We start from the raw sequence: 25,285 nt of genomic DNA on the forward strand, positions 1-25,285 counted from the left end.
AAATGTTATGGTAGTATTATACTACCAGGATGACCTCATTTAAACACCATTGTTTACTCTCCAACATCCGTTTAAAGTACCCTCACGGACAACACCGTATCTCTGTTGATTAACTATGGAGGGCTTAACATGAAAGTACCAGTCGTAACAGGCAGCCTTGATTTATACATCTCCGGGATAAACAATTTTCCCCTGCTGACTCCCGATGAGGAATTCAAGCTGGCCATTAAATTGAAAGAATTCAACGACACGGAAGCGGCGGAAAAGCTGATCGTTTCCAATCTGCGATTTGTCGTCAAGATCGCCCATGAATACCGCAACTACGGCTACAAACTGGCCGACCTGATCCAGGAAGGAAATATCGGCCTGATCCACGCGGTCACGAAATTCGATCCCCACCGGGGCTATCGTTTGATCTCTTATGCCGTCTGGTGGATCCGGGCATACATTCAGAACTATCTGGTCAAGTCCTGGAGCCTTGTGAAAATCGGCACGACGCAGGCGCAAAGAAAACTTTTTTTCAAATTGAGCCAGGCAAAAAAACAACTGGAAATGTTGTCCAGTAAAAATCCCGAGTTCAGCGAAATCGCCGAATCTCTGGGCGTCAAGGACTCAGAAGTGGCGGAGATGGATTTGCGAATGGGAACCCGCGACCTGTCGCTCAATGAATTCATCAACGACGACGTGGATGCCTCCCATCTTGATTTTCTCATGCATGATGGAGACAGTCAGGAAACCCAGCTCATCAAACACGAACAGAGAAGACTTGTCAAACGTGATATCTCCGGCGCGCTGGCCAAACTGAACGAAAGGGAAAGTTACATCATCAGACACCGGGTCATGGCGGATCATCCGCTGACGCTTCAGGAGATCGGCAATAAATACAAGATCACCCGTGAACGCAGCCGCCAGATTGAAAAGCAGGCATTGAGGAAAGTGCAGCAGCATCTTCCATATTTGAGTGCGGGCGTTTGAGGCCGTGCCCAACGGCGCAGGATGTTAATGATTCAATATCTTAACCAGACCAGAACATAAGGAGAATATTATGAATAACGATGCGACAAAGATCGGCGGCGCCTTGTTAATCGGCGGTTTGATCGGCGCGGGCATTGCGCTTCTGTTTGCGCCCATGTCAGGCCGCAGGACGCGGTTGGAAATTATCAGGACGGCGCGCCGCACAAGAAATAAAGCGGTTGCCTTAATCGAGGACAGCATTGAAGATGTCAGTGAACTTATCGGGGATCTCAAGGCAAAAGCCGCGGACATTGCCGATCAGGGAAGCGATCTGACGGACAAAGCCAAAAAAGAGATCAGGGCGACACTTGAGCAGGGGCAGCAGATATTGGAAAAACAGAAGCAAAAATTCTCGGAAGTCCTCAAACCATGAGGTTTTAAAAAGCAAGGCGAGGATTCCCGATGATTCGTCCTGAACTTCTTTCGGATTCGGGGACAGGTTGTGCGAAAGCGAAGGCGCCGTCCGGGATGAAAAAAATCTAAAATAATCTTTACGAATGGAAGAAATCCGCAAATTTCAATGATTGGAGAGTGCAATTATGAAATTTCTTGGAAAGTACGCAGACTTTTCGTATGCCCTTTTGCGCATTGTAACCGGATTCCTTTTTTTGTTTCATGGCTGCCAGAAAATCCTGGGGGTGTTTGCTGCATCCCAGCCGCCGGTTTGGTCCCAACTCTGGATCGGCGGAATCATCGAACTGGTCGGCGGGCTGATGGTGATGATCGGGTTTAAAACGCGTGAGGCGGCTTTTATCTGCAGCGGCATGATGGCCGTGGCTTATTTCCAATACCACTGGAAGTTCCAAATCGGACCCCAGATCTTTCCGGCAATTAATAAGGGTGAATTGGCCGTTCTCTTCTGTTTGGTTTTTCTCTACATTGCCTGCCGGGGCGGGGTAAAGTGGTGTCTGGATAAAAACGACCGGTAAGTGATCAAAAGAACCGTTGCGATCAGGGGCCGCGGTCGTGGCCGGTCATGAAAAACCACCGCAAGCCCAAGGAGGATGAGCATGGCCAAAAATTACTATGCGATTCTCGGCATTTCGTCCCGCGCGCCGGGCGGCGATATTAAAACCGCATACCGTCGCCTCATCAAAGAATATCACCCGGACAGTTATTCGGGCGGCAGGGACATTTTTCAGCAAATTCAGGAAGCCTACGCGGTCATAGGCAACGATCAGGCGCGGCGGCAATACGATCAAAATTTAATCTCTGCAAAAACAACAGTCCTCTCCGGGCGCAAGGTTTCTGAAGCGCCGGGCCTTTCCGGGAAGCCGTCGCCTGATCCAGATGATCTCTCGCTCATGAGGTCGTTTCAGACCTTTACGCCATCCTTCGATGAGATATTTGACTGGCTGTGGAATAATTTTTCCACGTTCAGCTATCCCAAATCCGGACACGTGCAGAATCTGACCCTGGAGGTTCCGCTATCCAGTGAACAGGCGCAATCCGGCGGCAATGTCCGGATCATGGTTCCCGCAAAAGCCGTCTGCGGCGCGTGCCGGGGTTACGGCAGTATCGGGCCTTATGAGTGCGCTCACTGCGCCGGTGAAGGCGCTATCGTCGGAGAGGTGCCTGTCCTGGTATCCTTTCGGCCCGGTCTGAAAGAAAATCAGGCCGTCATCATCCCCCTGGATCGATATGGCATCAGGAATCTTTACCTGACCGTCCTTTTTTGCCTGACCGACGCTTGCTGACACCCCGCAGGCGTGCGCGGTGATTTTGAAGGTAGGCTGTCGTTCCCGGCCAAAGAGCAAATCGATTTAAAAATGCCGTCATCACCATTCAATAAAAATGAACTCTTTCTTGAGGATGCCCGTCTGCCCTGCCCCTGACGATGCGGACATATCTGCGCGCCTTCCGGACATCCGATAAAAATCAGCGGACCGTCCCTGCTATTTTTATTATTTTCTCAAGAGCATCCCTTCACACCGGAAACAAAAGCGGAAAAGCGGCCGCTGAAAATAATGCTTGCAGAATGCAACTATTCCAAGTATGTTAGTTGCAAATTGCAAGTATTGGTGAGCTTATGATGAAAAAAGAAGATTTATCGGCATTGCTCCATGAGTTTCTGGAGGTTATTTATCTTTTTCAAAAGCGGGAGGAAGGCCTGTTTGGCGCGGGCTGGCAGGATATCTACCTCCTGAAGAAACTTGATGATGCCGGGATGATGTCCGTAGGGATGATTGCCCAGTATCTGCGCCTTCCCTTATTCGGAGCCAGCCGTATGGTGACAAGGCTTCAGAACGCCGGGTGGGTCAAAAAGACGCAGGTGAAAGACAACAAACGCTTGGTCAACGTCGGGATCACCGGTGCGGGAAAAAAACTGCTCACCGCCGTGGATAATTATCAATTTAAAATCATTTCAAAAAATATCACGGTCCTTAAACCGGCTGAAATTGAATCCATGATCTCCGGTTTAGCCAAGCTCCGGTTGCTGCTCGACATCAAATAGAGAGCAGGCCTGAAAGGAAAGTCATCATGAACGTTAAAAACAAATGCTGTATTGTAACCGGCGCCTCATCCGGAATCGGGTTTGAACTGGCCAAAATGCTCGCTCGGAGAGGCGCCAGGGTCCTGGCGGTGGCGCGCAATATCGGCCCCGTCAGGGATTCCGGCATAGCAGGCCTCTTTTCTTTTTCGGCGGACCTTTCTCAAAAGGACGGCGTTGATGCGATGTTTGCTGAGGCCCTGAAGGTGATGGGTGATGTCGATATTTTTATTGCCAACGCAGGTTTTGCCTATTGTGAGAGAACCGACAGCTCCGATTGGAATCATATCTCGGGGATATTTAATTTGAATGTCGTATCTCCCGCCTATTGTCTGGGAAAGCTTCGTGTCTTGAAAAAAGATAAACCCTTTCTTTTTGTCAGCACCGCCAGCGCCATGAGCTTCATGGCGCTTCCCGGTTATGCGCTTTATGGCGCAACCAAGGCGGCGGTGCGCATGTTCAACCGGACAGCCGCTTATGAATTATGCGCGGGCCAGAGAATTGCCACTGTTTATCCGGTGGCCACACGGACGAATTTTTTTGACCGGGCATCCACGGAATACCTGCCCTGGCCTTCTCAGCAGCCCGGGAAGGTTGCCGTCTCGATCATCCGGGGCATTCAATCGAACAAGACCAGTATTTATCCGCTGCCCGTTTTTAGATTGATCAATGCTGTATTTACAGTGTTGCCTTTTGCCAGGCAGGCTTATTTAAAAAAAGAGTGGATGAAAACCGGACTTCAAAAAGGACAGGCAGTATGAATACTCATTATCGGACCTGCGGGCAATATCTGATGGACGCCAATAACGATTCCGTTCGTGTTCCCGCAGTGCCCGCGCCCTGGAATCTGGAGGGCAGAGGGCTGATGGTTCTGTATAAATTCAATAAGGAATTTCTTAAAGACAGGGCGTTCCTTCCCCCGGATGAGGGAATTATGCCCGCCGGCGGTCTGGGAGCTTTGATGATCGTTGATTATACGGCATCCGATGCCGGTCCCTATTCGGAGATGCTCTTTATCCCCGGAAAAGTTCATATCAACGGCGGGCGATGGCACCGAATCACTAAAATTTACGTCTCCACAATGGACAGCGTTTTGAATGGCCGGAAAAACTGGGCGATTCCCAAAGAACCGGCCGCATTTCATTTTTTAAAAAGGCACAACCTGGAGAGCATAGAAGTCGCAAACGCCGGCGGGACTTTTTTTCAAACGGACATTAAAGTCCGGGGGCCGCGCTTTCCCGTCAGCACAAAACTTCTGCCCTTTCCGCTGATGCAGGGCCGGCAGGGTTCCTATCTGCAAACCAGTTTCAGCGGCCGGGGCTGCGGGCGTTTTGCGTCCATCCGGTCGATGAAGGTCAATCAGCAATACTTTCCGGATCTCACTTGCGCGAGGCCGCTTATGTCTATCTTTATTGAACCATTCAAAATCACCTTTCCTCCGGCAAAGGTGATAAAGGCTCAGTAGCAAAAGAGCCCCCCCGATTGCCTGACGGGGCAAAAGGAAAGCCGGTAGAAAAGTAAATAGAACTTAGCGGGTCAGCATGCTGTCTGGCAATTACCCCATCCAGTTGGGCCGCTCGGCCATCCGGACTTTCACGATTTCCCCAAGCCATTCCTCAATTTCGCGCACCATATAGAAAGTCGGCGCGAGAAGCCGATCATCGGGCCTGATCCGTCCCTCATCGACGGCTATTTTCGCGAGCGTTGTATAAGGATAAATGCGGATCCCCTGCGATACTTTCATGGTATCCAGGGGAAGCGAATCGGCAAAAGCAAGGCTCTCGAGAACCGAGTCCCTGGTTTCGCCGGGACCGCCCAGCATCAAAAACCCCATCTGCCGGATGCCGTGTCTGGCCAGCATCAGGGATGTTTCTCGAACTTCCGCCGGGGTGTAGCGCTTATTCATGTTCGCGAGTATCCGCTCGCAACCGCTTTCAAACCCCAGGCTGACTTCCCGGCAGCCCGCTTCCGCCATCAGCTTGATCAGGTCTTCATCAACACGGCCCGGATAAAAGATGCACCGCCAATCGATAGGAATGCCCTGATCAATGATCAGGCGGCAAATCTCCCTGGCGTAGGACTGAGGCAGATTGAAGGTATTATCGACGAAATAGAACTGGCGGAATCCCGCCGCCACACAGTTTTTCAGCTCTTCTGCGGCCGCCGCGGGAGATCGTTTTCTGATGGTGCGCCCTTCGATCGTGGCCGTTGAACAATAGCTGCAATTCATGGGGCATCCACGCCTTGTCTGAAAAGGCATCCATAAATTCCGGTCATAGGCGGACAAAAAGCGATGGACGCCGGAAACAGGCAATCCACCAAGACCCCGGATAAAGGACCGCTCGCCCTGCAATCCCCGGCTTTTCAAAAACAGGCCGGGCAACCCCGCCGGATCAGCGCGCCGCTCCAGCCGTTCCAGCAATTTGGGAAAAACCATTTCCCCTTCTCCCTGGATGCCCATATCCGCATCCAGATAGGCCAGGACGGCCTGGGGGAAAATGCTATAGCCCGCACCGCCCAGAACGATGGGGACGGTCGATTCGCTTCGGCAACACTGAATAACGCTTTTAACATCGTCCAGCAGAAATCTGGCGCCATGCATGACCTGATCATCGATATTTCTGATGGAGATGCCGATCACGCCGGGGCGGAAAGATTTAATCGTTTCGGTAATCGTCAGCCGGAAATCATCGTGGGTCATTAAATCCAGCATCAATACCTTATGGCCACTGTCTTCGGTTGCCGCAGCCACGTAATGCAATCCCAGCGGCAGGGGAACGATATTGATTTTTTCCGTATTCGCGGCGATTAAAAGGACCCGCATGCGGCAATGACCTCCGATTTGCCCCCGATTATACCACAATTGTTACCCGTAACTATTTGTGAAAATTCAGGGAATATTTAATGCTGAACCGGGAATCATTTCATATTTGTTCTTGCATTGTTTTCAAGAAGTTGTATTATTCGAAACACATCACGCACCATTAAATAATTCTGAACTGCCACCCGGGGAGCTGAAAACTGATATTTCAAGACCTGACCCCGGACTTCATATATATATCAAACTATAAAATTGTATGATCAAAAAAACAACTTTAATAGTCAGGGGAAATTATCAATGTAAAAAAAATCAGGAGATAAGGAGTTATAAAATGATTAAAAAGGCAAATCATAAAATAAGATCCCTTTCCTTAATTCTTACACTCACCCTGCTCCCGTTAATCGGATGTTCAGTCAATAAAGAAGTGATCCCGAAGAATCAAAGTGAGGCCGGTTCTTTTCACATAGCCGTTTTATCAGTTGCCGAATGGGACAAATATCGTGACGACTTAATGCCGAAATTTAATATAGATTCTCAAAAAGCTCTTGAACTTGTTATGCCGACTACAGGCACATGGGAGGACAAAACGATCGATTCAATGAGCGGAGGGCTGAGAATTGCTCTGCCAACCGGAGAAAAATCAGGCACCGAATCAAAAAACACGTCAACAGAAAACAGCAAGGATAATGGAAAAATAATTGAAGCATCTATTCCTAAAACACTGACCGAAAACCAGTTGGCCGTCGATCCAATGCTGCGTTATTTATCCGCCACTGCACTTTACCAGGAAGTCAAGTTGCTGAACAGATATCTTGAGGATTCGACCTGTGAATCGGATTTCATCCCTTATATAGTTCGTTTGCAGATCAGTATCATGCCGCATTTGAGAAACTTGCCATATGATTCTTACATAAATCTTTCATTTTTTACTTCTGAAACAAAATTACAAAAAAATGCGCGAAATATTAATAATACTCCACTGGTGCTTCCGTTATTGGTCACCGACAATTTGGAAAATATTCTTCACATGAAAAGTTCAGATAAACTACGCCAGATAGCGGCTTATCTGGCATTAGCATATCAAGGGGTAGGTCTTGGCGCCGAGTTTCAGAAGAAATATGAAAACATCCAGAATATTCTCGGCAAGGATTTTAACAGCATTTTAACGGTAGGCCGTGTTTCAGATAATACCATGCGCGCAAGAATTGGAGCCTTAAAACAAATTGACAGTGGCTACGCCATGATCCCGAGAACACACAACATTACATTTCTATTGCTGGCACATAAGAATGCGAAGTATGTGGAAATTAGTTCCAAAGCCACTATGGTCAATGTCAAAGACGGCAAAGAACTGCCCGGAAGGTCGGGATTAAATCTTTTATTTGATGAACTTATTGATGCGTACGTCGAGTCAAAACAAATTAAGGAGTGTCATCTCGATGACTTCGCCGCCAAAGCTGATATCAAGGAACTCATGATGAATGTACAAATAGCCCATAATAATTGCAGCAATAAAGAAGACCTGCAAAAGTGTTTACAGGATCATGGCTGGAATAAAAATTTATATAAATTGCTTCAAGAAATGAGTGATGACATTGAAGCAAACGACTGGAGGGAATTTAATAAACTTGCCAGGTGCTTAACACCCTATCCGGATCAACTCTGGACGGATTTCGTATCTAAAGTTTATGCCGGAACCCAGTGGGATGTTACCCGTTTCAGTTTGCCGGAAAAGAAGGCGCAGGAGCTGTATGATCAAGTTGCTGTCTTGCAGGATGATGGAGTCAATACGTCCACCATTCTCCTTCGTGGCAAGAATCTCAACGTTAGTGAATTGGATCCGACACTCCATATACAAAAAAATAACACCAGTCCTTATCTTTTAGCACCCCAGAATATTGAAATATTGTCTCATGGAACGGTTGCAAAGCTGGCTTTTCCCTCTTTAAAGATATGGGGACTTGGTGACGCCGGCAATTACATTCTTAAATTGCAAACGCCGTCAAAGCCTCTGGATGTCATATACCTTATTAAACCTGCGCCCCCAAAAAGACTCGGATACAAAGTCACTGTTCCTGCCTCCATAATAACCGCCGATAATTCGGGAAAAGGAACGCTTCAACTGATTATCAATAAAGATAATGAAAACCCCGCCGAAAAAATATTTCTGGAAATCATGGGTGCGCAAATCGAAAAGATCGTCTCAACCCCCGATAAAATTATCGGGAAACAAGGAGAGACACAATGGTTTGTATCGAAAAACGGCATATTAAATTTATCACTCGCCAACCTTAACGATAATGCTGAAGTTATCATTAACTTTTACAATGAGAAAAAGGAAAAACACGAACAAATTGTAAGGCCTGTTTCTAAAAGATAATCGGCAGGAGCAGGAAACTTTCTTAATATTTTGATTGATCTTGTGCTAAAATCCAATCAAATTTATCTTGTCATGAAGGAGACATGCCATGCGCAAAGATATTCAAGCACTGATTCAGGCAAATAACATCTGTGTTCTGGCCACCGTATCGGAAGGTGATCCGCATTGTTCATTAATGTCGTATGCGACGGATGATGACTGCCGGGAAATTTACATGGCAACTCATAAGGAAACAAAAAAATACCGGAATTTAACCGCGAATCCTTCCGTCAGCCTTCTGGTGGATTCAAGGCAGGACGCCGGGGTGGACCCTGTGGCGCAAACGAAAGCCCTGACGATATCGGGCACGCTTCAAAGAAACCTTGATGAAAAGAAAATCGCGGCGGCACGGAGGAGATTATTCGAGAAACACGCCGGACTGAAAAAAATTTTTAATGATCCCGATACGGAAATCATCATCGTGAAAATCCGGACCGTTCAACTGCTGGACGGAATAACCGATGCGTATTATGAAGATGTATCATAATGGCGGGAAATCCGGTCGCTTCCCGGACAATGTCAGGACTCCGGGCCGTCCCGTTAATTTGCAGCCACGTTTTGTTAAACTCTTTGCTTTTTCCGGCAGATTTTCCTAAGAAGAGGAAAATCATTCAGGACTGATCCATGAACTTCAATTTCAATTATCATTTCCAGAAAAATATTCCCCCGGGGGAGAATGCCTACTGGTTTATCTTCAGAAATGAAAAAGTGCTGACCAGGACTGATGGAAATACCACAAAGCCTTTGCTAATCAGGGCTCAGGATATACCGCAACTGGATATTAATAAAGCACTGCACACAGGCCTTCTGAATGACATCCATTGTTATGCAATTTTTGATCAGAAGGAAAACGGCATTGAAATACCCGACACCGAATGGGTTTCAGTTCGCTGGGGCTACGATAAATTTGATGATGCAATGTTTCATATTTACGGCAGGGCAAGGCACCTGCTCTTATGGGCGGATAACAACCGGTTTTGCGGCCGCTGTGGAAACCAAACCGTCCTGAAAGCGGATGAAAGATGTTTTCTCTGTCCTTCCTGCGGATTTACCAGTTATCCCAGGATTTCACCGGCGGTTATCGTCTCCATCGAAAAAGACGGGAAGCTGCTGCTGGCCAGGGGCACACGGTTCCAGATTGAAATGTACAGCGTGCTGGCCGGTTTTGTCGAACCCGGCGAGTCGCTGGAAGAATGCATCAAACGCGAGATCAGAGAGGAAGTCGGCATTGAAATAAAAAACATCAAGTATTTTAAAAGCCAGCCCTGGCCTTTCCCCGATTCTCTGATGATCGCTTTTACCGCTGAATACGCGGGCGGCGAATTATCCATTGATCACCATGAAATATCGAAGGCAGACTGGTACAGCCCGGAGGAATTCCCGCCCATACCGAAAAAATTCAGCGTTGCCCGGATGTTAATCGATCATTTTGTTGAACAAAAATTAAGGTGATACCAGGTTGCATTCAAAGGATCAGCTTCGGTAAGGAGGAGACTCCGGATGCGTATTATTGACGGTGACCTTTAAGTTATACGTCGAGGCAGCCGCCCCCCACGTCTGGGGGCATGCAACGCAGCCAACAAAGTCAGCCAAAGACCGGAAGCGCATCCCGCAGGGGAGCGCATAACAAATAAATTCTTCCTTGCCGGCAATTGCCACCGGCCAGGTGGTAACTTACATGCGGATTGGTATCGTTAGTCTTTCAGGGTGCAAACCCCAAAGCCATCCCATTCACTGACCGGCCTTGCCGACGTCAGGACAAAACCCGTCCGCTGCTTTTCTTCCACATAATCGATCGCAATATTCCCCGTCAGCTGATCCAGTTCCGGACTGACGACAAAGACAATGCCCTGAACCTTAAAAGTCAGGTCATCCGCCCGAGCGTTATCCACCGTCAAACCGAGAGACGCGTCGCAGCATCCTGTGGACCTGAGATGAATGCGGATGGATTTTGGACTTTCCTTTCCGGCAAGAAACGTTTGCATCGCGCCAACGGCTTCCGGTGTAAGTGTAATCATGGGCTTCGGCCTTTCCTTTGTGATGCGGGCATATCTTCCAGTAAAACATAAAACACGCCGTCAATAGTGTCAATGACGTATTTCCATCAGAGAAACGGCAAGGATCCCACAAATACATTGACACAGGAAATCGATCTTCCTATAATCCTGGCCGCGTCCAGACAGGGATTTCCCGGAATAGTCAAATCATGCCGGATGAAGAAGTAAAAGCTTCTGAAAAAAATAAAACAAAAGAGGTGTGCAAGATGAGTGATACGGTTTTAAAGGAATTAAAAGACGGTGTCCTGTTATTGACATTAAACCGCCCCAGCTCCAAGAACTCGTTCAATATGGAATTGTGGACGGCTTTTGCCGCAGAACTGGATGCCGCCCGCACAAATGATGATGTTACGGTGGTTGTCGTCACGGGTGCGGGCAATGATTTCTCGGCAGGCCAGGATTTGAAGGATTACGGCGTTTCCGGCGCGGCGCACAGTTATAGAATTACAGAGCGTGCCGTCGTCGACTTTGATAAACCGCTGATCGGCGCAGCCAAAGGGGTTGCCGTCGGAGGAGGCGCAACCATTCTGTTCCATACCGACGTGCTTTACGTCGGCGAGAGTCTGCGCATGCGACTTCCCTTCAACAGCCTGGGCATGGCGCCGGAATTCGCCAGCAGTTATATGCTGCAGATGCTCATAGGGCCAAAGCGCGCAGCCGAGCTCCTGTTCACCACGGAATGGATTGACGCCGACAAGGCTCTGGAAACCGGAATCGCCTCCCGCAAGTTCAAGGATGATGAGCTTTTGCAAAACGCGATGGCGAAAGCCTCGGAGATTGCGCAACTGCCTTTAGTATCGCTTATGGAAACAAAAAAATGCCTCAAGGTGGCGCATAAGGCGGGTATTGAAGCTGCGCTGAACGTTGAAAAGGGGGCCATGGACAGACTGGCCGGCGGCCCGGCCAGCATCGAGGCGATGATGGCCTTCATGGAAAAGCGAAAACCCAATTTCCGCAACCTGAAGAAGAAATAGTTTTAATTATTCTCCCGCCTGCACCGGCAAAGAAAACAATCAGGCGGGCTGCATCGGATCATGGATGGGGCAAGTCTCTTCTTGCCCCATCTCCCGTTGGGGAACCACAAGTATAGCTGTGCTTAAGCCTTTTAATATTCTTTATTTCTTGCTTTCGGTAGTCGTTAAAACTGAATTATGGAAATGAATGCATGATCAGAATGGTTATCATTGAAACGCTAATAAAAAAGGCAGAGCCAACTGACCCTGCCTTTCAATGAGAAAGTTCTGAATCTTATTTACTACCAGGCACTATACTTTCCGATCCGTCATCTCATATTCGCCGTTCAGAGCAAAGACGTAAGTCTGCCAGATCTTTTCATATTGTGCGGGATCGGGGACGGACATGATCAGCATGATCTCTTTGCAATATCCACGTTGAGTTTCATTCGTCGTGAACTTCCCGTAGATCTGGAGGCCAAAGGCGGAGAAGTCCCTCACCATGAAGTCGAAGATCTGGTTGATGACATCCTTATCCAAATTGTCGATTTTCGCCTGCTCTAAAATGAGCTGGCCATAGACAACGATAGAGAACATCTCACCCACGGTCAGGGAGAAGGATGGATCCATTTCCTGGACCTTGTCCGGGAAGGATTTTTCCAGCATCTCCCGGAAGAGGCCGATTTGCTTTATGAACACAGCAACATTCGGAAGATCCTTGAATTCATTGAAGACAGGCCGGTAGTCCTGGAACTGGACCTTGCCCAAGCCACTAGCTGTACCCTGATTGAAGAGGAACAGGTCGTCGGTCTGTTCGAAAACCGGTCCGACGGGGGTGTAGTCTTTGGGATTGAAGAAGTAGCTCTTGATGAACTTGCGGATCAACTGGACATTGACATGGACTGTCCCTTCGAGCTTGGACGGTCCCGTGATGTCGCAGGCGGCCGTGGAGAAATAGGTGTCGCGCTCAAAGCCCTTGGCAGCGATAACATCCCACAGCATGGCAATAACCTCTTCGGACTGGGTGGTGACCTTCATCTTGCTTGTGGGGTTGAAGAGGAGATAGCGGCGGTCATCGGCCGTGGCTGCCCGAAAGTAGTCGGTGGCACGGCGCTGATAAAGCTTCATGCCGATGAGGCGCAACCACGCCTCCATGAAGTTTCCCTTCACGTGGGGCATGTCCGTGACGCGCAGGCCATAAAGAATGCGATTAGCGGCATGGTTGAGGGCCTCGTAGAAGGCATGCTCGCAGGCGCCGATGGAGGCAGGGCCGATGTTAAATTTGCCGACGTTGACCGTATTCAAGGCCGAATCCCAGGCCGACGGACCCCTGCTGAGGATGTCCTCTTCCAGAACAGGGTAGTCGTTCAGGGCGAACTGGGCGACGTATTGTTGATGGGAGATGACGTTGCGCTTTAGTTCAAAGGCCTTGTTGTGGAAGTTGGTGACAAAGAAGCAATAGTCGTCGGAGCCGTCCCGTACCTTGCCCAGAGTGGAGACCATTTCCGCCTCATTGCCGTTGCCGATGTAGTATTTCTCGCCCCGGGCCAGCCAGTTGCCCTTGTTATCAGGTAAGAGGCTTGTCTCCGTGGAGTAGATGTCGGCGCCGTGGGTCCGCTCGGAGAGTCCGAATGCAAAGATAGCCCCTTCCTTGAGGAAGGCGGCGGCCTTCTTTTTGGCTTTTTCATTGCCACTCATCCAGATAGGGCCCAGCCCCAGGATCGTCACCTGGAAGCAGTACCAGTAACCAAAGCCATAGAATGCAAGCAGTTCACTAAATTCGCTGTTGCGGGCCGTGTCCCAACGGCAGTCGGAATCATCGGCGTATTGTTTCGGGGTGAGCAGCTTGTAGAAGATTTTTTCTTTTTTTATGAAATCGATGAACTCCCTGTACCAGATGCGGCTCCAGTAGTCTTCTGTTAACTTGGTCTTCCCCATCCGGTTTTCAAAAAAATCGACCGTTTTTTCCATGATGGCCTTCGACCCTTCGTCGGACATCAAACTCTTATACTTTTTGGGTTGCAATAGATGATTCAAGTTTACACTCCTTTCGTTCTTGGGTGTCTTTCAGGAGACGTTATGATGAACGTCATCCTGTTTTAAATTAGAGGTTCTCTGGGTTGCAGGCAGGGATCAACAGTTTTGCCTCGTAGGCCTGCCTTTCGAGCTCTTCACGGAAGTCGGGGTGGGCAATGGAAATCATCGCTTTGACCCGTTCGGGAACCGATCGCATGTAGAGGTCGGCCACGCCGTACTCCGTGACGATATACATCACGTCGGATCGGGGCGTCGTAACCACTGTGCCCGGCGTCATATTGAGTACGATTCTGGAGGTGAGTGTACCATCTTTTTTCACTGATGTGGATTTCAAGGCAATGAATGATTTTCCACCCTTCGACGCGGCAGCACCTCTCACGAAGTCGAGCTGGCCACCGGTGGCACTATAGGGGGTGTGGCCTATTGTCTCCGAGGCCACCTGACCGGTGAGGTCCACGGTGAGCCCTGCATTGATAGAGCACAGGTTGTCGTTCTGTTTAATGACATCAAGATGATTCGCTATGGCAATAGGCATGGTCATGATGGTTGGGTTGTTGTCTACAAAATCAAGGAGCCGCTTCGTGCCGATGATGAGACCACCCACGACAATTTTGCCCGGATACAGGGTCTTTTTCCTTCCGGTGATCACGCCCAGTTCGGCAAGCTCTGCCACGGAGTCGCTGAGGATCTCCGCATGAACGCCCAGGTCCTTCTTGTTGTGAAGGAAATAAGCCACGGCATTTGGAATGCCGCCGATACCCAACTGAATGGTAGCACCATCCGGGATATGCTCGGCAATGTTCTCACCAATCTTTTTTTCCACGTCCGTAATCGTGATCTCAGGCACGGGGACAAGATCGTGATCGGCTTCTACGATGTAATCCACCTCATCCACATGGACCAAGTTATCGATGCCGTGGATCCACGGCGTCTTGGTGTTGACCTGAACGATAACCTTCTTGCACTTGTCGATTGCATATCGTCCGTATACGGCACCACATGGTCCCAGGTTCATGTACCCCCGGCTGTCCGGTGGCGTGACTTCGAGCAAGGCGACATCGGAATAGCCGGCGCGATCCAGAGCGATGGAACTCTTCGAGAGGTGCATTGGGAAGGGAACGATATTCCCCTGGGCGTGGAACATTCTCTCCAAAGGCCCAAAGTATCCACTGTAGTAAGTAATGTGACCGGCGTAATCACCCTGCACAAAGGCAAAGGGATAGGTCATAAGGTTACTTGCGATCTTCACCTTGTGAAGCTCTTCCTTGCGCGCGGCAAGTGCGTTCAGGATGTCAATGGGCATGCTGTTGACGGGGAGCAGAATAATCTTATCCCCTGATTGGATAACCGCTGCTGCTTGCTGTGCTGTGACGCATTTTTTTGAGTAATTTTCTTTCCAGTTCGTGATGCTCATACTACTTCTCCTATCTTGTATTTTAAGTCGGTCGGCCAGCCGGCTTAATTATGAGGCAAAATATAAGTCGGCCAGCTGGCCGACTTATACCGCTTTCAAACACTTTTTCATTTTGCTTGTCAAGGGAATTGTTTTACATGTGCCATAATATATTGATTTTTATATTAAATTTCCTAGGAGATGAGACGCGAGACAGCTAGACGGTCATTATTTGCCATTCAACAGTAATTTCATGGTCTCTCTCTTTTCACTGTTGCTAAAAATGGCTTCCATGATTTTTACGGCATCTTTCTTTGGTACCGCATTGACTTCCAAGAGGTCCTGTATGCACCATCCATCCATTGTAGATATGAAAAAGAAGGCGAGGAGCCTGGTCCATGCGGAATTCTCGACATCAAAGGCAATAGAAAACCCTTCGGAGATGTCATTGACCCAGTCGTCATACTTTGCTTTATAGCTGGCCATCAACTCCTGGTTGCCCAGCATTGCCTCATAGGCTAGATATAAATGAAGGCGATTTTTATTCTTTTTCTCCAGACGCTCCTTGAATCCTGCAATGATCGCTTCCCGCAACTGTTGTTTGCTTAGTTCTCCCGCCCTGTACTTTTGCATAATCCTTCTGGATATGCGAAAATCTTCATCAACAACACTGTAAAGAATAGAATCCTTGGTTTTAAAATAGTAATATAGAGAACCTTTGCTGATGCCGGCGCCATCGGCGATAATCTGTAGCGTGGTGTTGGACACACCATACTCGGCAATAGCTTTAAGAGCGGAAGCAATAATCTTCTCTCTGATTTCAGATTGTGAGTCGTTCATAATTGAATTTCCTTTCACCACAATTCTCAATTGTCACTTGTCGCCGATATCTGTATCACATGTTAGTATAGAGTTCAGCTTATTTTCAAATCAGTTAAGCCTCCGGTGCATTTTGGACTCTTACCCATACCCTACTCATCCTTATTCTGCATACCATACAATCCAGAAAACCTCACAGCCGGCAAAATCAATATTACACATTTCGTTTGGTAATGATTAATGTCCTGAGGATAGAGCGATGTGAATAGTTGCAGCTGAAGTCTTTGCAGGAAATTCAATCATGCTCATGGTAAAATATATCTTCTTTATACTGCTCACTACCCTCTTTTCGAGCAAACAGAATGCAGACTGAACCCGACCGTTAAAATCCTGTCTCCGGCATCAGGTCTGCAAAATTATTATAATAACCGTTCCGGCCATTTTTAAACAAAAGAGAGCCATGACTTTACCGTCGCATCACCACTAAAATGCTTAAAATCTTTATGAATATTTCATCCCCTGATTACACCTTGACACACCTGCCCGGTTGTCTTATAAAAACCGGCGTCCGGTAACCGGAATTAAAGTTCGTTTTCCTGCGGTTCTTTCTGGCGTTGCGCACTGACGGTAAGAGAAAAGGCGGTTAAACTTACGCTCATGCAGGCTCATCAAACGCAATATCAAATCAGTGTTGCCGGGCGAAAGGAGTAACCTGATCATGGAAAAATTCTTCACCCCCCGCAGTATCGTTGTCTTCGGCGCATCCGCCACCAAGATGAATCTGGGACAAATCGTTTTACTCAACAACAAACAAGTCGGCTATGAGGGAAATCTTTACGGCGTCGGTTCTCAGGAAGGCGACGTGGGCGGCGTCCATATTTACACCAAGGTTGCCGATCTGCCCGAAACGCCGGACGTGGCCATCTTTCTTACCCCCGCTAAAGTGGTGCCCGGTCTGATGAGGGAATGCGGTGAAAAAGGCATCACGCATATCGTCATCGAATCCGGCGGATTCAGCGAATATTCACACGGCGACCATACCCTGGAAGATGATGTCCTGGCGGTTGCCGATCAATACAATATGAAGGTCATCGGGCCGAACTGTGTGGGAACCGTTAATTTTGACTGGAAAATGATGATGCCGTTTGCCTTCTTCAAGGATCTTCCCGTGGGCGGCAGGCTGGCCCTCATTGCGCAAAGCGGCGGCGTAGGCGGTTCCTATATGCGCGGGGTGGGAGGCTACGGCATCAAGCCCGGCAAGTTTGCGGCCACCGGCAACAAACTTCAGATCGATGAAGTCGACTTTCTGGATTATTTTATCAAAGATCCCAAGATGGACGTCATCGCTTTGTATCTGGAAGGTTTCAAAAGAGGACGGGCGTTTTTTGATCTGGCCCGCGCCTGCGATAAACCGATCATCATTCAAAAATCAAACCGCTCCGAGGTGAGCGCCAAGATCGCGCAGTCGCACACCACGGCGCTTTCCACCGACGACTCCGTGGTGGACGGCGCGCTTGCGCAAGCCGCGGCGATCCGCGTGGATGATGAACTGGAACTCATCAACGCGATCAGGGTCGTCCGTATGCCGCTGATGAAAGGCAGCCGCGTGGCGGTATTGTCCCGCTCCGGCGGCCACGCGGTGCTGTCCGCCGACGCCTGCGCGAAATACGGTTTTGAGATGGTCCCCTTTCCGCCCGCTTTTATTGAAAAGCTCAAAACAATTTATAACACGCGCGTCATCGCGCATCAGAACCCGCTGGACCTGGGCGAAATCTTCGACTACACCATCTTCATTGATATTCTGGAAGAAGCCCTCCAGCTTGAAACTTACGACGGCGTCCTGTTCAACCATCTGTATTCTTCTGATTTTGAGGGCGCAATGTCGCGGACATTTCTGGCCGGCGTGGAAAAACTGGTCAACAAATACCAAAAACCGGTTTGCCTGACCATGATTTCCGACCGTGAAGAAATTCTTAAAGTGCAACAGAGTCAGCCCTTCCCCGTTTTCACGTCCCCGCTGGAAGGGGCCACGGCGCTCTTTGTGTCCCGGACGTATTATGAACAAAAAACCGCCCGCGACAACCGCGGCAATCTTGCCGATTACGCGCTGGATCTGGAAACCGTGAAGAGTATCCGTGAGCGCTGCCTGGGCCAGCAGCGCATCGCCCTGACGGATGAAGCCCTGAAGATTGCGGCTGCGGCAGGGTTGCAGCCCGTCCGCGACATGCTCCTGAAAGATGAAATCGCCCCCGGGAAGATCCCCCTCCATTATCCTCTGGCCGTCAAACTCATCTCGCGCGACGCCTCGCATAAATCCGACGTGGGCGGTGTTGCGATAAACATCCGCAATAAAAAACAACTGTCGGAAACCCTTGCCGGGATGAAAGACAAAATGCAGAAGCTGAAGCAGCCGCCGGTCATCGACGGGTATCTGATTCAGGAAATGGCGCCCGCCGGCATTGAATGTTTTGTCGGGGGACGGCGCGATCCTGCTTTCGGGCCCATTATCATGGTCGGTCTGGGGGGAATCTTTATTGAAATTTTTAAAGATACGTCTATCCGTCTGGCGCCGGTAACCCAAAATGAAGCGGCGGCGATGCTCCGGGAGCTGAAAGCTTACCCCCTGCTTACAGGCGCCAGAGGCAAAGCCCCCGCGGACCGTCAGGCTCTGATAGACGTGGTTTGCCGGGTATCCGCGCTGCTTGACGCCTGCCCGGATATTGCTGAAATTGATCTCAATCCGGTTATTGTTCATCCGGAAGGGCAAGGGATAAGCATTGTGGACGCGCGTGTTTTTTTCTCGAAAGCATCAAAGGAATGAATCCCGCTTTGCCGGATACCCCCGATAACCTTCGGCTGCGGATTATTTCGATTTACCAGTACAATGGCGCTGCGCCTGTTCTGTTGGAGTCTCATCAGCAAAATCAAAACAGGGGCGAGGAAGTATAAAGCGGGGTGTTCCCGCAAGATAGAAGGAAGGAAGAACTATCTGAATACTTCCCGCACCCCCGCTTTTCTTATGTCGCAGAGCCGCGCAATCATCATGGCCATCAATTTACGCCGTGCCCCGTCAATCACGTCAATTGATCAAAGGCCGGTCCATCTCAATGATTCCCCTGCACGTCCCGGCGCGAAACGGGCAGATAAATGGTGAATGTTGCGCCGCAGCCGATTCTGCTCGTCATATCGATAAATCCGTTGTGGTCCTTGATCACTTCCCGGGCAACGGACAACTCCAGACCTGTAACACCTTTTTTCATCACTCGACTGATGTAGAAAGGTTCAAAAATCTGACTGACGTCTTCGTCGGAAATGCCCTCGCCGTTATGGGTGATGGATAAAACGACATATTCGCCTTCACGCAGGTTATCGCAGCCATTGATCGGACGGCCAAGATAAACCGTTCTGGTGGCAATCGAAACTGCGCCTATCGGACCGGCCTGCTCACAAGCCATGGCAAGCAGGTTCATTATCGATCTGTCCAGCTGCGGCAAAGACCCGTTTATATAGTGCAAGGAAGGCTCCAAATCCACATGGAGCGCCATATCCGGATACCGTTCCGACCATTTTTGAAATTCGTTTTTTTTGAGACAGGCGGGCACCAGCTTATTCAAATTGACGGGTTTGCGGCTGGCGCCGTCTCTCCCGGACATAATCAGAAGATCCTGGACAAGTGCTGCGGCCCTCACTCCCGAATCCATGATATTCCCGACATGTTTGTGAAGAACACCGTCGAGGTTGTGTTCCGCCAGCAAAAGTTCGGAATAACCGAGAATACCGGCCATGGCATTATTCAGTTCGTGGGCGACATCGCCTGCCATCTTTCCCACAACGGCCATCTTTTCCGCCTCGATCAATAAATCTTCAAGCTTCCTGCGCTCCACCTCACATTCTTTATAAGCGCCGATGTCCCGGATTATACCGCGGTAACCAATTACGTCACCCTCCTGATTGCGGCAAGGGGTGGAACTGATGCCGGCCCAGAAATACGTTCCATTTTTGCGCCTCATTTGCAGCTCATAAAAAACAATATCCGTCTTAATTCCCCGGGCTTCATTTTTCAGGCGTAAATCATTGACCCGCCACATCTGCTCAATGCCTTCCGGGGTAAGAAACTCCAGGAGAGATTTGCCGATAAAATCTTCATTTTCAAATCCGCCGGATATTTTTCTGCAGGCGGCGTTAGTAAAAATGATTTTCAAATCTTTGTCCGTCCGCCAGAAGGCTTCCGGTGAATGATCAAGCAGGTATTGAATATCGTCATCTTTTTTCCGGCTGTTTCCGGGCGGGTAATCAGTTTCCGCCGGATGATGTTCCATGGCCTCTTTCTGACAGGCGGGGCAAACGTCGCTTTCCTTAACCATCACATCACCGGCAAATGATCTTCTCTGCGCTTTCACCTTCTGTTCTCCAATTCCCTCAATCATCATGATCCTTAACCTCTCAAAATTTAGTTATGATCCGGCAACTGCATAATCCTCAGACCAGCAGCAGCCTCGTGCCTCCAGCGCCCCGGCGACATCCTGCCTGCATCCGTGTACTTTTTTGATTGATTCCCGGCGTAAAATGAACTATTAAATTCATAAGATTCCCCGCTTTTGGGCAAAGGCGGCTGACGGATAATTGATCATCAATTTCATTGGAGAAGGCGTCAATTTGCCTTTCGGTTAACAAATATTTCATGCGTATTTTTTGTATTCGACAAACAAATGTCTGTCAATACGCGAAGACCTGATGAAATAAAATAGCGTTTCATGGTGAAATGGAAATTTTATTTCATTAAAAACTTCTTCAACAAACTGACTTGAACAGCGGATAACGGCTATTAGTGAGATTTTTAACGGCCGGGCAACATTTTCGATGCGCCATCTGGCATGAAATGAATTTTTCATTTCATTGAAATAGAGCTTTTTCAGTGGAAAAAGATGAAATGGCCGCAAAAACCTGAACCGGAGAAAATGCCGCAAAAAAGTCTTACGGGATCCATTGAACAACTAAACAGCCTCATCAGAGAATTTGTCGCCCAAGGCAATTTGAAAAAGGAGACCGGTTCCCAATAAAACAGCCTGAATAATGGAAAATGTCCGGAATAAACGTCATATCCAACAGTGGACCGCCACGAAAAGCTTTTAAAAGGAGTTGACCGACATGAATTTATTCAAAAAAATACTTATCGTCATGATCGCTTTGGCGGTCTTTACCGGCATTGCCGGATTCTTTGTTCTCCCTGCCGTACTCAAACCTGTTCTGACTAAGAAAATTTCCGAAACTTTGCACCGGGAAACAACAATTGATCAGATTAAGATCAACCCGTTTGACCTTTCCGCAACGATCAGGGGATTTAAGCTGGCCGATCCCGGGAATAAAACGCCGTTTGTCGCCTTTAATGAATTGCATGTGAATGTCGATGTCCTGACATCAATCTTCAGGCGGGCCTTAATCCTGGAAGAAGCACGTCTTGATAAACCTTTCATCGGCGTCACACGAAAGACGGACGGGACCTATAATTTCTCCGACCTGATTCCGAAGGAAGAAACCAAAAAAGAAGAACCTTCCCAACCTTTTCTTTTTTCAGTCAATAATATTCAGATCGCCGGTGGAAACATTGATTTTCACGACATGCCCAATAAAACCGATCACACCATCCGGGAACTCAATGTATCGGTTCCTTTTGTTTCCAATATCGATTACTACATGAAAAATTTTGTTGAACCCAAATTTTCAGCCGTCGTGAATGGCCATACCGTTGCCATCGCCGGGAAAACCCAGCCCTTTCTGACCTCGCGGGAAAGCCTCATTGATATTGACCTGAAGGATATTGATGTCCCCTTTTATTTACAGTATGTGCCGGTAAAAATGAACTTCAAGCTCACTGAGGCGCATCTGGACACGAAGCTTCAACTGCGCTACATCATGCACAAGGATAAATCGCCGGAGTTGAAGCTGACAGGTCTTGCCGTCTTGAGAAAAGTGACGCTGGACGACTTGCAGGGGAATAAAATCCTGCGGCTTCCCGCTCTAACCGTGATGTTTTCCGCAGTCGAACCATTTGTTCCCAGAGTTCATCTGGCGCAAATTACGCTCGACACCCCTCAGCTGGTCATCCGGCGGGACAAAGAGGGTAATATCAACCTGCAAAATCTTGTCGGGTCGAACAAAAAAGAGGAGACAGCCAAGTCGAGTACCGATCAAGTCAAGCCCGATGATCGAGCCGCAAAGAAGAAGGAGCTGAGCTTGCTTATCGACTCTTTTCTGATCGATAAAGCCGATATCACCTTTATCGACGCAAAACCGGCAAAGCCTCTGAAAATTCAGATCAATCCCCTGCGCCTCTCCGTATCCAAAATTTCTCTGAAGAAGGGAGACATCGCCGATGTTGATCTGGCTCTGATGATTGATAAAACAAGCGTCATCACCGCGAAAGGACCGGTCGGCATCGATCCGCTTTCCGCCCATCTGGCCCTGGCGGTGAAGAACCTGAACATCCGTCCGTTCCAGCCTTATTTTACCGAGTCCATTCAAATTGATGTCACGCGCGGTTCCCTCTCCACGGCGGGAATTTTCTCTCTGACTGCGGACGCAAAAAGCAAACCAAGCGTCAAATACCAGGGTAATCTTTCCGTGGACAATCTGGCAACCATTGACAAGGCTCAATCGCATGATTTTCTGAAATGGCAGCAACTGAATTTTCAATCGCTCGCGGCGGGCTACAATCCACTCTTTGTGAACATCAGGGAAATCACACTTAAAAATTTCTTCGCCAAAATCGTCATCAACCAGGGAGGCAGCACCAATATCCAGGATATCACCGGGGCGCCGAAAACAGAAGCAGACACGTCAAAAATGCCTCAGGAGAAACCGCCTGCCCAACCGGTTCAGAGCGCGAAAACGGGCGAGAAGCCGCCGGATATTAAAATCGGTAAAATCAGTTTTCAGGATGGCACCGTTAATTTTGCCGACCGCAACATCAAACCGAACTATGCGGTAACCATGCTCAATCTCAAAGGCAATATCACAGGGCTGTCCTCTCAGGAAATTTCCCGCGCCAGAGTGGATTTGAAGGGAAATATCGGCTATGGATCGCCCCTCGAAATCGCAGGCGCCATCAACCCGCTGAAAAAAGACCTGTTCGCCGATATTAAAATCAGTTTTAAAGACCTTGAGATGAATCAGGCCACGCCTTATACCATCAAGTTTTTGGGCTATCCCATCCTCAAAGGCAAGCTCAATTTTGATGTATCCTACCTGATCGACCAGCGAAAACTAACCGCTGAAAACAAAGTTTTCTTCGACCAGCTGACTTTCGGCGATAAAGTGGAAAGCCCCGACGCCGTCAAAGCGCCGGTGACCCTGGCGGTCTCCCTGTTAACCGACCGCAGGGGTCAGATCAATCTGGACATCCCGTTGTCCGGAAGCCTCGACGACCCGAAATTTAAAATCTGGCCGATTATCTGGCAGGTTCTGGTAAACCTGATTACCAAGGCCGTCACGGCCCCCTTCTCGCTTTTGTCGTCTCTGATCGGCGGCGGAGAAGAAATGAGCTTTGTCGAATTTGACTACGGCAGCGCCGTGCTTACGGATGCGGGGCTTAAAAAAATCGATGCCCTGACCAAGGCGCTTTATGACCGGCCCAATATAAAGCTGGAGATTGAAGCTTATGTTGATCCCGTGCAGGATAAGGAAGCTCTGAAAAAAGCGGAGTTCAACCGTATGATGAAAACGCAAAAGCTCAAGGAAATGATCAACAAGGGGCAGGCCCCTGTGCCGCTTAAGAATATTTCGATTGAAGAAACCGAATATGTAAAATATCTGACCCTGGCCTATCAAGCGGCTGATATTAAGAAACCGCGCACGGCGCTGGGCATCGCCAAAACCCTGCCGCCGCCGGAAATGGAAAAGCTGATTCAGGATAACATAACCATTACGGACGGCGATCTGGCTGCGCTTTCGACCGGACGCGCCCAGTCCGTCCGCGAGCAGTTGCTGAAAACCGGCAAGGTCGAACCGGCACGGATATTTTTAGTGAAAGCCCCGTCTCTTGCCCCGGAGAAAAAAGAAAAGGTAAAGAACAGCCGGGCGGCTTTTAAATTAAAGTAACCTGTCTGCTTGCAGCCCTTCACAATCAGAAATGTGGTGATCATGAAAATAATTCGATCAACATGCATTCTGCTGTGCCTGAGCTTTGTTTTAGTCTCCTGCTCAGCGCTCGCGCCGCTCAAACATCCCGGGCCATGCCTTCCTGATTTCCCCTATCAGGACGGCTGGTATGGGGCGGACAGCGCCTATTCCATCGCGCTGGACAATCAGCGCACCCTCTGGCTGTTCGGCGATACGTTTGTGTCAGAAGACAAAACCCGGAAAGACCGCATCGGCATGGATGTCGTGCTGGGAACAACGCTGGCTGTTTCCACTTGTTCCGAAAATGCCGCCTTTAAGATTCGGTATCATCTGAAAAAGAAAAACGGCAAATTTGTTTCATCCTTCGGCGAAAACGAATGGCTCTGGCCGCAGGACCCGTTTATCGCGCAAGGCGTCCTGTATATTCCCCTGCTTGTTATTCAGGGACTGCCGGACGCCCAGCCGCCCTTCAATTTCAAAATTGCCGGGCTCAGGATCGCCCGGATAAAAGATTTCCAGGCAGTTGATCCCCATCTGTGGCCGGTGGATTATCTGGATTGGACTCGCGCAATCGCCGCGGGCGTTGAAGCGCTGGCGACAACATCCGTCTTTCATGAAAATTACCTCTATGTCTATCCCCTCTACAGGCATAAAGAAGGCAACACCCTCATCTCCGGCAACATTCTGGCGCGGATTGCCATTGATCATTTAGACAAACCGGAAAACTATCTGGAATATTGGACTGGGCGGGGATGGCAGAAGGAATTGAAATCAACAGAAGTAAAAATTATTTTCCCCGGTGTTTCCGAACTGAGCGTCCGTTATCACGCCGAAGACGGACAATGGCTGGCTGTTTATCTGTCACCGGAAAACAAGGGACATCAGCTCTTATATCAAACCGCCCCAAGTCCCGAAGGCCCCTGGAACCGTCCTGCGGCTCTGATCAAAACCATCGCTGAAGTGGACCCCGCAAGCCCCCTGTATCATCCTCAGACTTTTTGCTACGCCGGCAAGGAACATCGCCAGTTCACAAACAGCAGGAACCTTGTCGTCACCTATGTATGCAATTCTTCCGAGGACATGGGCAGTCAGGAAAGCTTTCTGCGCAAAAATCTTTTCCTCTATCGCCCGCAGGTTAAGAACATTCAGCGCTGACACCTATT

General features: G+C 49.0%; 22 protein-coding genes. 14 read left to right on the forward strand and 8 right to left on the reverse strand.

Annotated features, from left to right (window positions below; genetic code table 11):
- The first annotated feature begins 129 nt into the window (after window positions 1-129).
- From rpoH to CVU71_09095, 7 genes are all read left to right on the forward strand, one after another.
- Entirely contained in the window at window positions 130-975 is an 846-nt protein-coding gene (rpoH, locus tag CVU71_09065) for an RNA polymerase sigma factor RpoH (protein PKN18931.1), read from the forward strand.
- 70 nt (window positions 976-1,045) lie between these two features.
- A complete protein-coding gene (locus tag CVU71_09070; GenBank protein ID PKN18932.1) occupies window positions 1,046-1,387 on the forward strand; it encodes a hypothetical protein in 342 nt (113 codons plus the stop codon).
- Window positions 1,388-1,550: 163 nt separating this feature from the next.
- A complete protein-coding gene (locus tag CVU71_09075) occupies window positions 1,551-1,943 on the forward strand; it encodes a DoxX family protein (protein PKN19156.1) in 393 nt (130 codons plus the stop codon).
- Window positions 1,944-2,018: 75 nt separating this feature from the next.
- The gene (locus tag CVU71_09080) at window positions 2,019-2,711 is read left to right on the forward strand and encodes a J domain-containing protein (protein ID PKN18933.1); all 693 of its coding nucleotides are present in this window, start codon (window positions 2,019-2,021) and stop codon (window positions 2,709-2,711) included.
- Window positions 2,712-3,046: 335 nt separating this feature from the next.
- A complete protein-coding gene (locus CVU71_09085; protein PKN18934.1) occupies window positions 3,047-3,469 on the forward strand; it encodes a hypothetical protein in 423 nt (140 codons plus the stop codon).
- A 26-nt stretch (window positions 3,470-3,495) separates the two neighbouring features.
- Window positions 3,496-4,266, forward strand: a complete 771-nt coding sequence (locus tag CVU71_09090; GenBank protein PKN18935.1) for a short-chain dehydrogenase — start codon at window positions 3,496-3,498, stop codon at window positions 4,264-4,266.
- The gene (locus tag CVU71_09095; GenBank protein PKN18936.1) at window positions 4,263-4,970 is read left to right on the forward strand and encodes a hypothetical protein; all 708 of its coding nucleotides are present in this window, start codon (window positions 4,263-4,265) and stop codon (window positions 4,968-4,970) included. Before CVU71_09090 ends, CVU71_09095 begins: the two co-directional genes overlap by 4 nt.
- A gap of 90 nt (window positions 4,971-5,060) precedes the next feature.
- Here CVU71_09095 and CVU71_09100 read toward each other — a convergent pair whose 3' ends face one another.
- Window positions 5,061-6,329 carry a B12-binding domain-containing radical SAM protein gene (locus tag CVU71_09100; protein PKN18937.1) on the reverse strand — a complete coding sequence of 423 codons (1,269 nt, stop codon included), beginning with the start codon at window positions 6,327-6,329 and terminating at the stop codon, window positions 5,061-5,063.
- A 328-nt stretch (window positions 6,330-6,657) separates the two neighbouring features.
- Between CVU71_09100 and CVU71_09105 the strand changes: the two genes are divergently transcribed.
- From CVU71_09105 to CVU71_09115, 3 genes are all read left to right on the forward strand, one after another.
- Complete coding sequence (locus tag CVU71_09105; GenBank protein ID PKN18938.1) at window positions 6,658-8,706, forward strand: hypothetical protein; 2,049 nt, start codon at window positions 6,658-6,660, stop codon at window positions 8,704-8,706.
- Between the two features lie 88 nt (window positions 8,707-8,794).
- A complete protein-coding gene (locus CVU71_09110) occupies window positions 8,795-9,232 on the forward strand; it encodes a pyridoxamine 5'-phosphate oxidase family protein (GenBank protein ID PKN18939.1) in 438 nt (145 codons plus the stop codon).
- Between the two features lie 137 nt (window positions 9,233-9,369).
- Complete coding sequence (locus CVU71_09115; protein ID PKN18940.1) at window positions 9,370-10,197, forward strand: NAD(+) diphosphatase; 828 nt, start codon at window positions 9,370-9,372, stop codon at window positions 10,195-10,197.
- A gap of 242 nt (window positions 10,198-10,439) precedes the next feature.
- Here the strand turns inward: CVU71_09115 and CVU71_09120 are convergent, their stop codons facing one another.
- A complete protein-coding gene (locus CVU71_09120) occupies window positions 10,440-10,763 on the reverse strand; it encodes a hypothetical protein (protein PKN18941.1) in 324 nt (107 codons plus the stop codon).
- A 245-nt stretch (window positions 10,764-11,008) separates the two neighbouring features.
- Between CVU71_09120 and CVU71_09125 the strand changes: the two genes are divergently transcribed.
- The gene (locus CVU71_09125; protein PKN19157.1) at window positions 11,009-11,776 is read left to right on the forward strand and encodes an enoyl-CoA hydratase; all 768 of its coding nucleotides are present in this window, start codon (window positions 11,009-11,011) and stop codon (window positions 11,774-11,776) included.
- A gap of 291 nt (window positions 11,777-12,067) precedes the next feature.
- On the opposite strand, the gene CVU71_09130 is transcribed toward CVU71_09125, so the two are convergent.
- The 3 genes from CVU71_09130 to CVU71_09140 all read right to left on the reverse strand — a co-directional run bounded on the left by CVU71_09130 (window position 12,068) and on the right by CVU71_09140 (window position 16,025).
- Complete coding sequence (locus CVU71_09130) at window positions 12,068-13,753, reverse strand: acyl-CoA dehydrogenase (GenBank protein PKN19158.1); 1,686 nt, start codon at window positions 13,751-13,753, stop codon at window positions 12,068-12,070.
- A gap of 106 nt (window positions 13,754-13,859) precedes the next feature.
- Window positions 13,860-15,206, reverse strand: a complete 1,347-nt coding sequence (locus CVU71_09135) for a 4-hydroxybutyrate CoA-transferase (protein ID PKN18942.1) — start codon at window positions 15,204-15,206, stop codon at window positions 13,860-13,862.
- Window positions 15,207-15,413: 207 nt separating this feature from the next.
- On the reverse strand, window positions 15,414-16,025 hold the full coding sequence (locus CVU71_09140) for a hypothetical protein (protein PKN18943.1): 612 nt from the start codon (window positions 16,023-16,025) through the stop codon (window positions 15,414-15,416).
- Between the two features lie 697 nt (window positions 16,026-16,722).
- On the opposite strand from CVU71_09140, the gene CVU71_09145 reads away from it, so the two are divergent.
- Window positions 16,723-18,825 carry a hypothetical protein gene (locus CVU71_09145; protein ID PKN18944.1) on the forward strand — a complete coding sequence of 701 codons (2,103 nt, stop codon included), beginning with the start codon at window positions 16,723-16,725 and terminating at the stop codon, window positions 18,823-18,825.
- A 283-nt stretch (window positions 18,826-19,108) separates the two neighbouring features.
- Here the strand turns inward: CVU71_09145 and CVU71_09150 are convergent, their stop codons facing one another.
- From CVU71_09150 to CVU71_09160, 3 genes are read right to left on the reverse strand one after another with little or no spacing between them, the layout of a single operon-like run.
- Window positions 19,109-20,434 (reverse strand): hypothetical protein, encoded by a 1,326-nt coding sequence (locus tag CVU71_09150; protein ID PKN18945.1) that lies wholly within the window; start codon window positions 20,432-20,434, stop codon window positions 19,109-19,111.
- A gap of 49 nt (window positions 20,435-20,483) precedes the next feature.
- Window positions 20,484-20,687: a hypothetical protein gene (locus CVU71_09155; GenBank protein PKN18946.1), complete on the reverse strand. Its 204-nt coding sequence runs from the start codon at window positions 20,685-20,687 to the stop codon at window positions 20,484-20,486.
- Entirely contained in the window at window positions 20,684-20,944 is a 261-nt protein-coding gene (locus tag CVU71_09160; GenBank protein ID PKN18947.1) for a hypothetical protein, read from the reverse strand. The genes CVU71_09155 and CVU71_09160 overlap by 4 nt, the downstream gene beginning before the upstream one ends.
- A gap of 208 nt (window positions 20,945-21,152) precedes the next feature.
- Between CVU71_09160 and CVU71_09165 the strand changes: the two genes are divergently transcribed.
- Both CVU71_09165 and CVU71_09170 read left to right on the forward strand, forming a co-directional pair.
- Window positions 21,153-24,101: a hypothetical protein gene (locus CVU71_09165; protein PKN18948.1), complete on the forward strand. Its 2,949-nt coding sequence runs from the start codon at window positions 21,153-21,155 to the stop codon at window positions 24,099-24,101.
- Between the two features lie 42 nt (window positions 24,102-24,143).
- Window positions 24,144-25,277: a hypothetical protein gene (locus CVU71_09170; GenBank protein PKN18949.1), complete on the forward strand. Its 1,134-nt coding sequence runs from the start codon at window positions 24,144-24,146 to the stop codon at window positions 25,275-25,277.
- Window positions 25,278-25,285 lie beyond the last annotated feature (8 nt).

The organism is Deltaproteobacteria bacterium HGW-Deltaproteobacteria-6 (assembly GCA_002840435.1).
Lineage (GTDB): Bacteria > Desulfobacterota > Syntrophia > Syntrophales > Smithellaceae > UBA8904.

Excerpts from the sequence above, each read along its gene's own strand:
- CVU71_09155 (PKN18946.1), bottom strand. The coding sequence starts at position 20,687 with ATGAAATATTTGTTAACCGAAAGGCAAATTGACGCCTTCTCCAATGAA.
- CVU71_09130 (PKN19158.1), bottom strand. The coding sequence starts at position 13,753 with ATGTCCGACGAAGGGTCGAAGGCCATCATGGAAAAAACGGTCGATTTT.
- CVU71_09145 (PKN18944.1), top strand. The coding sequence starts at position 16,723 with ATGGAAAAATTCTTCACCCCCCGCAGTATCGTTGTCTTCGGCGCATCC.
- CVU71_09085 (PKN18934.1), top strand. The coding sequence starts at position 3,047 with ATGAAAAAAGAAGATTTATCGGCATTGCTCCATGAGTTTCTGGAGGTT.
- CVU71_09150 (PKN18945.1), bottom strand. The coding sequence starts at position 20,434 with ATGATGATTGAGGGAATTGGAGAACAGAAGGTGAAAGCGCAGAGAAGA.
- CVU71_09125 (PKN19157.1), top strand. The coding sequence starts at position 11,009 with ATGAGTGATACGGTTTTAAAGGAATTAAAAGACGGTGTCCTGTTATTG.
- CVU71_09135 (PKN18942.1), bottom strand. The coding sequence starts at position 15,206 with ATGAGCATCACGAACTGGAAAGAAAATTACTCAAAAAAATGCGTCACA.
- CVU71_09070 (PKN18932.1), top strand. The coding sequence starts at position 1,046 with ATGAATAACGATGCGACAAAGATCGGCGGCGCCTTGTTAATCGGCGGT.
- CVU71_09095 (PKN18936.1), top strand. The coding sequence starts at position 4,263 with ATGAATACTCATTATCGGACCTGCGGGCAATATCTGATGGACGCCAAT.
- rpoH (PKN18931.1), top strand. The coding sequence starts at position 130 with ATGAAAGTACCAGTCGTAACAGGCAGCCTTGATTTATACATCTCCGGG.
- CVU71_09080 (PKN18933.1), top strand. The coding sequence starts at position 2,019 with ATGAGCATGGCCAAAAATTACTATGCGATTCTCGGCATTTCGTCCCGC.
- CVU71_09165 (PKN18948.1), top strand. The coding sequence starts at position 21,153 with ATGAATTTATTCAAAAAAATACTTATCGTCATGATCGCTTTGGCGGTC.
- CVU71_09105 (PKN18938.1), top strand. The coding sequence starts at position 6,658 with ATGATTAAAAAGGCAAATCATAAAATAAGATCCCTTTCCTTAATTCTT.
- CVU71_09100 (PKN18937.1), bottom strand. The coding sequence starts at position 6,329 with ATGCGGGTCCTTTTAATCGCCGCGAATACGGAAAAAATCAATATCGTT.
- CVU71_09170 (PKN18949.1), top strand. The coding sequence starts at position 24,144 with ATGAAAATAATTCGATCAACATGCATTCTGCTGTGCCTGAGCTTTGTT.
- CVU71_09115 (PKN18940.1), top strand. The coding sequence starts at position 9,370 with ATGAACTTCAATTTCAATTATCATTTCCAGAAAAATATTCCCCCGGGG.
- CVU71_09090 (PKN18935.1), top strand. The coding sequence starts at position 3,496 with ATGAACGTTAAAAACAAATGCTGTATTGTAACCGGCGCCTCATCCGGA.
- CVU71_09120 (PKN18941.1), bottom strand. The coding sequence starts at position 10,763 with ATGATTACACTTACACCGGAAGCCGTTGGCGCGATGCAAACGTTTCTT.
- CVU71_09110 (PKN18939.1), top strand. The coding sequence starts at position 8,795 with ATGCGCAAAGATATTCAAGCACTGATTCAGGCAAATAACATCTGTGTT.
- CVU71_09140 (PKN18943.1), bottom strand. The coding sequence starts at position 16,025 with ATGAACGACTCACAATCTGAAATCAGAGAGAAGATTATTGCTTCCGCT.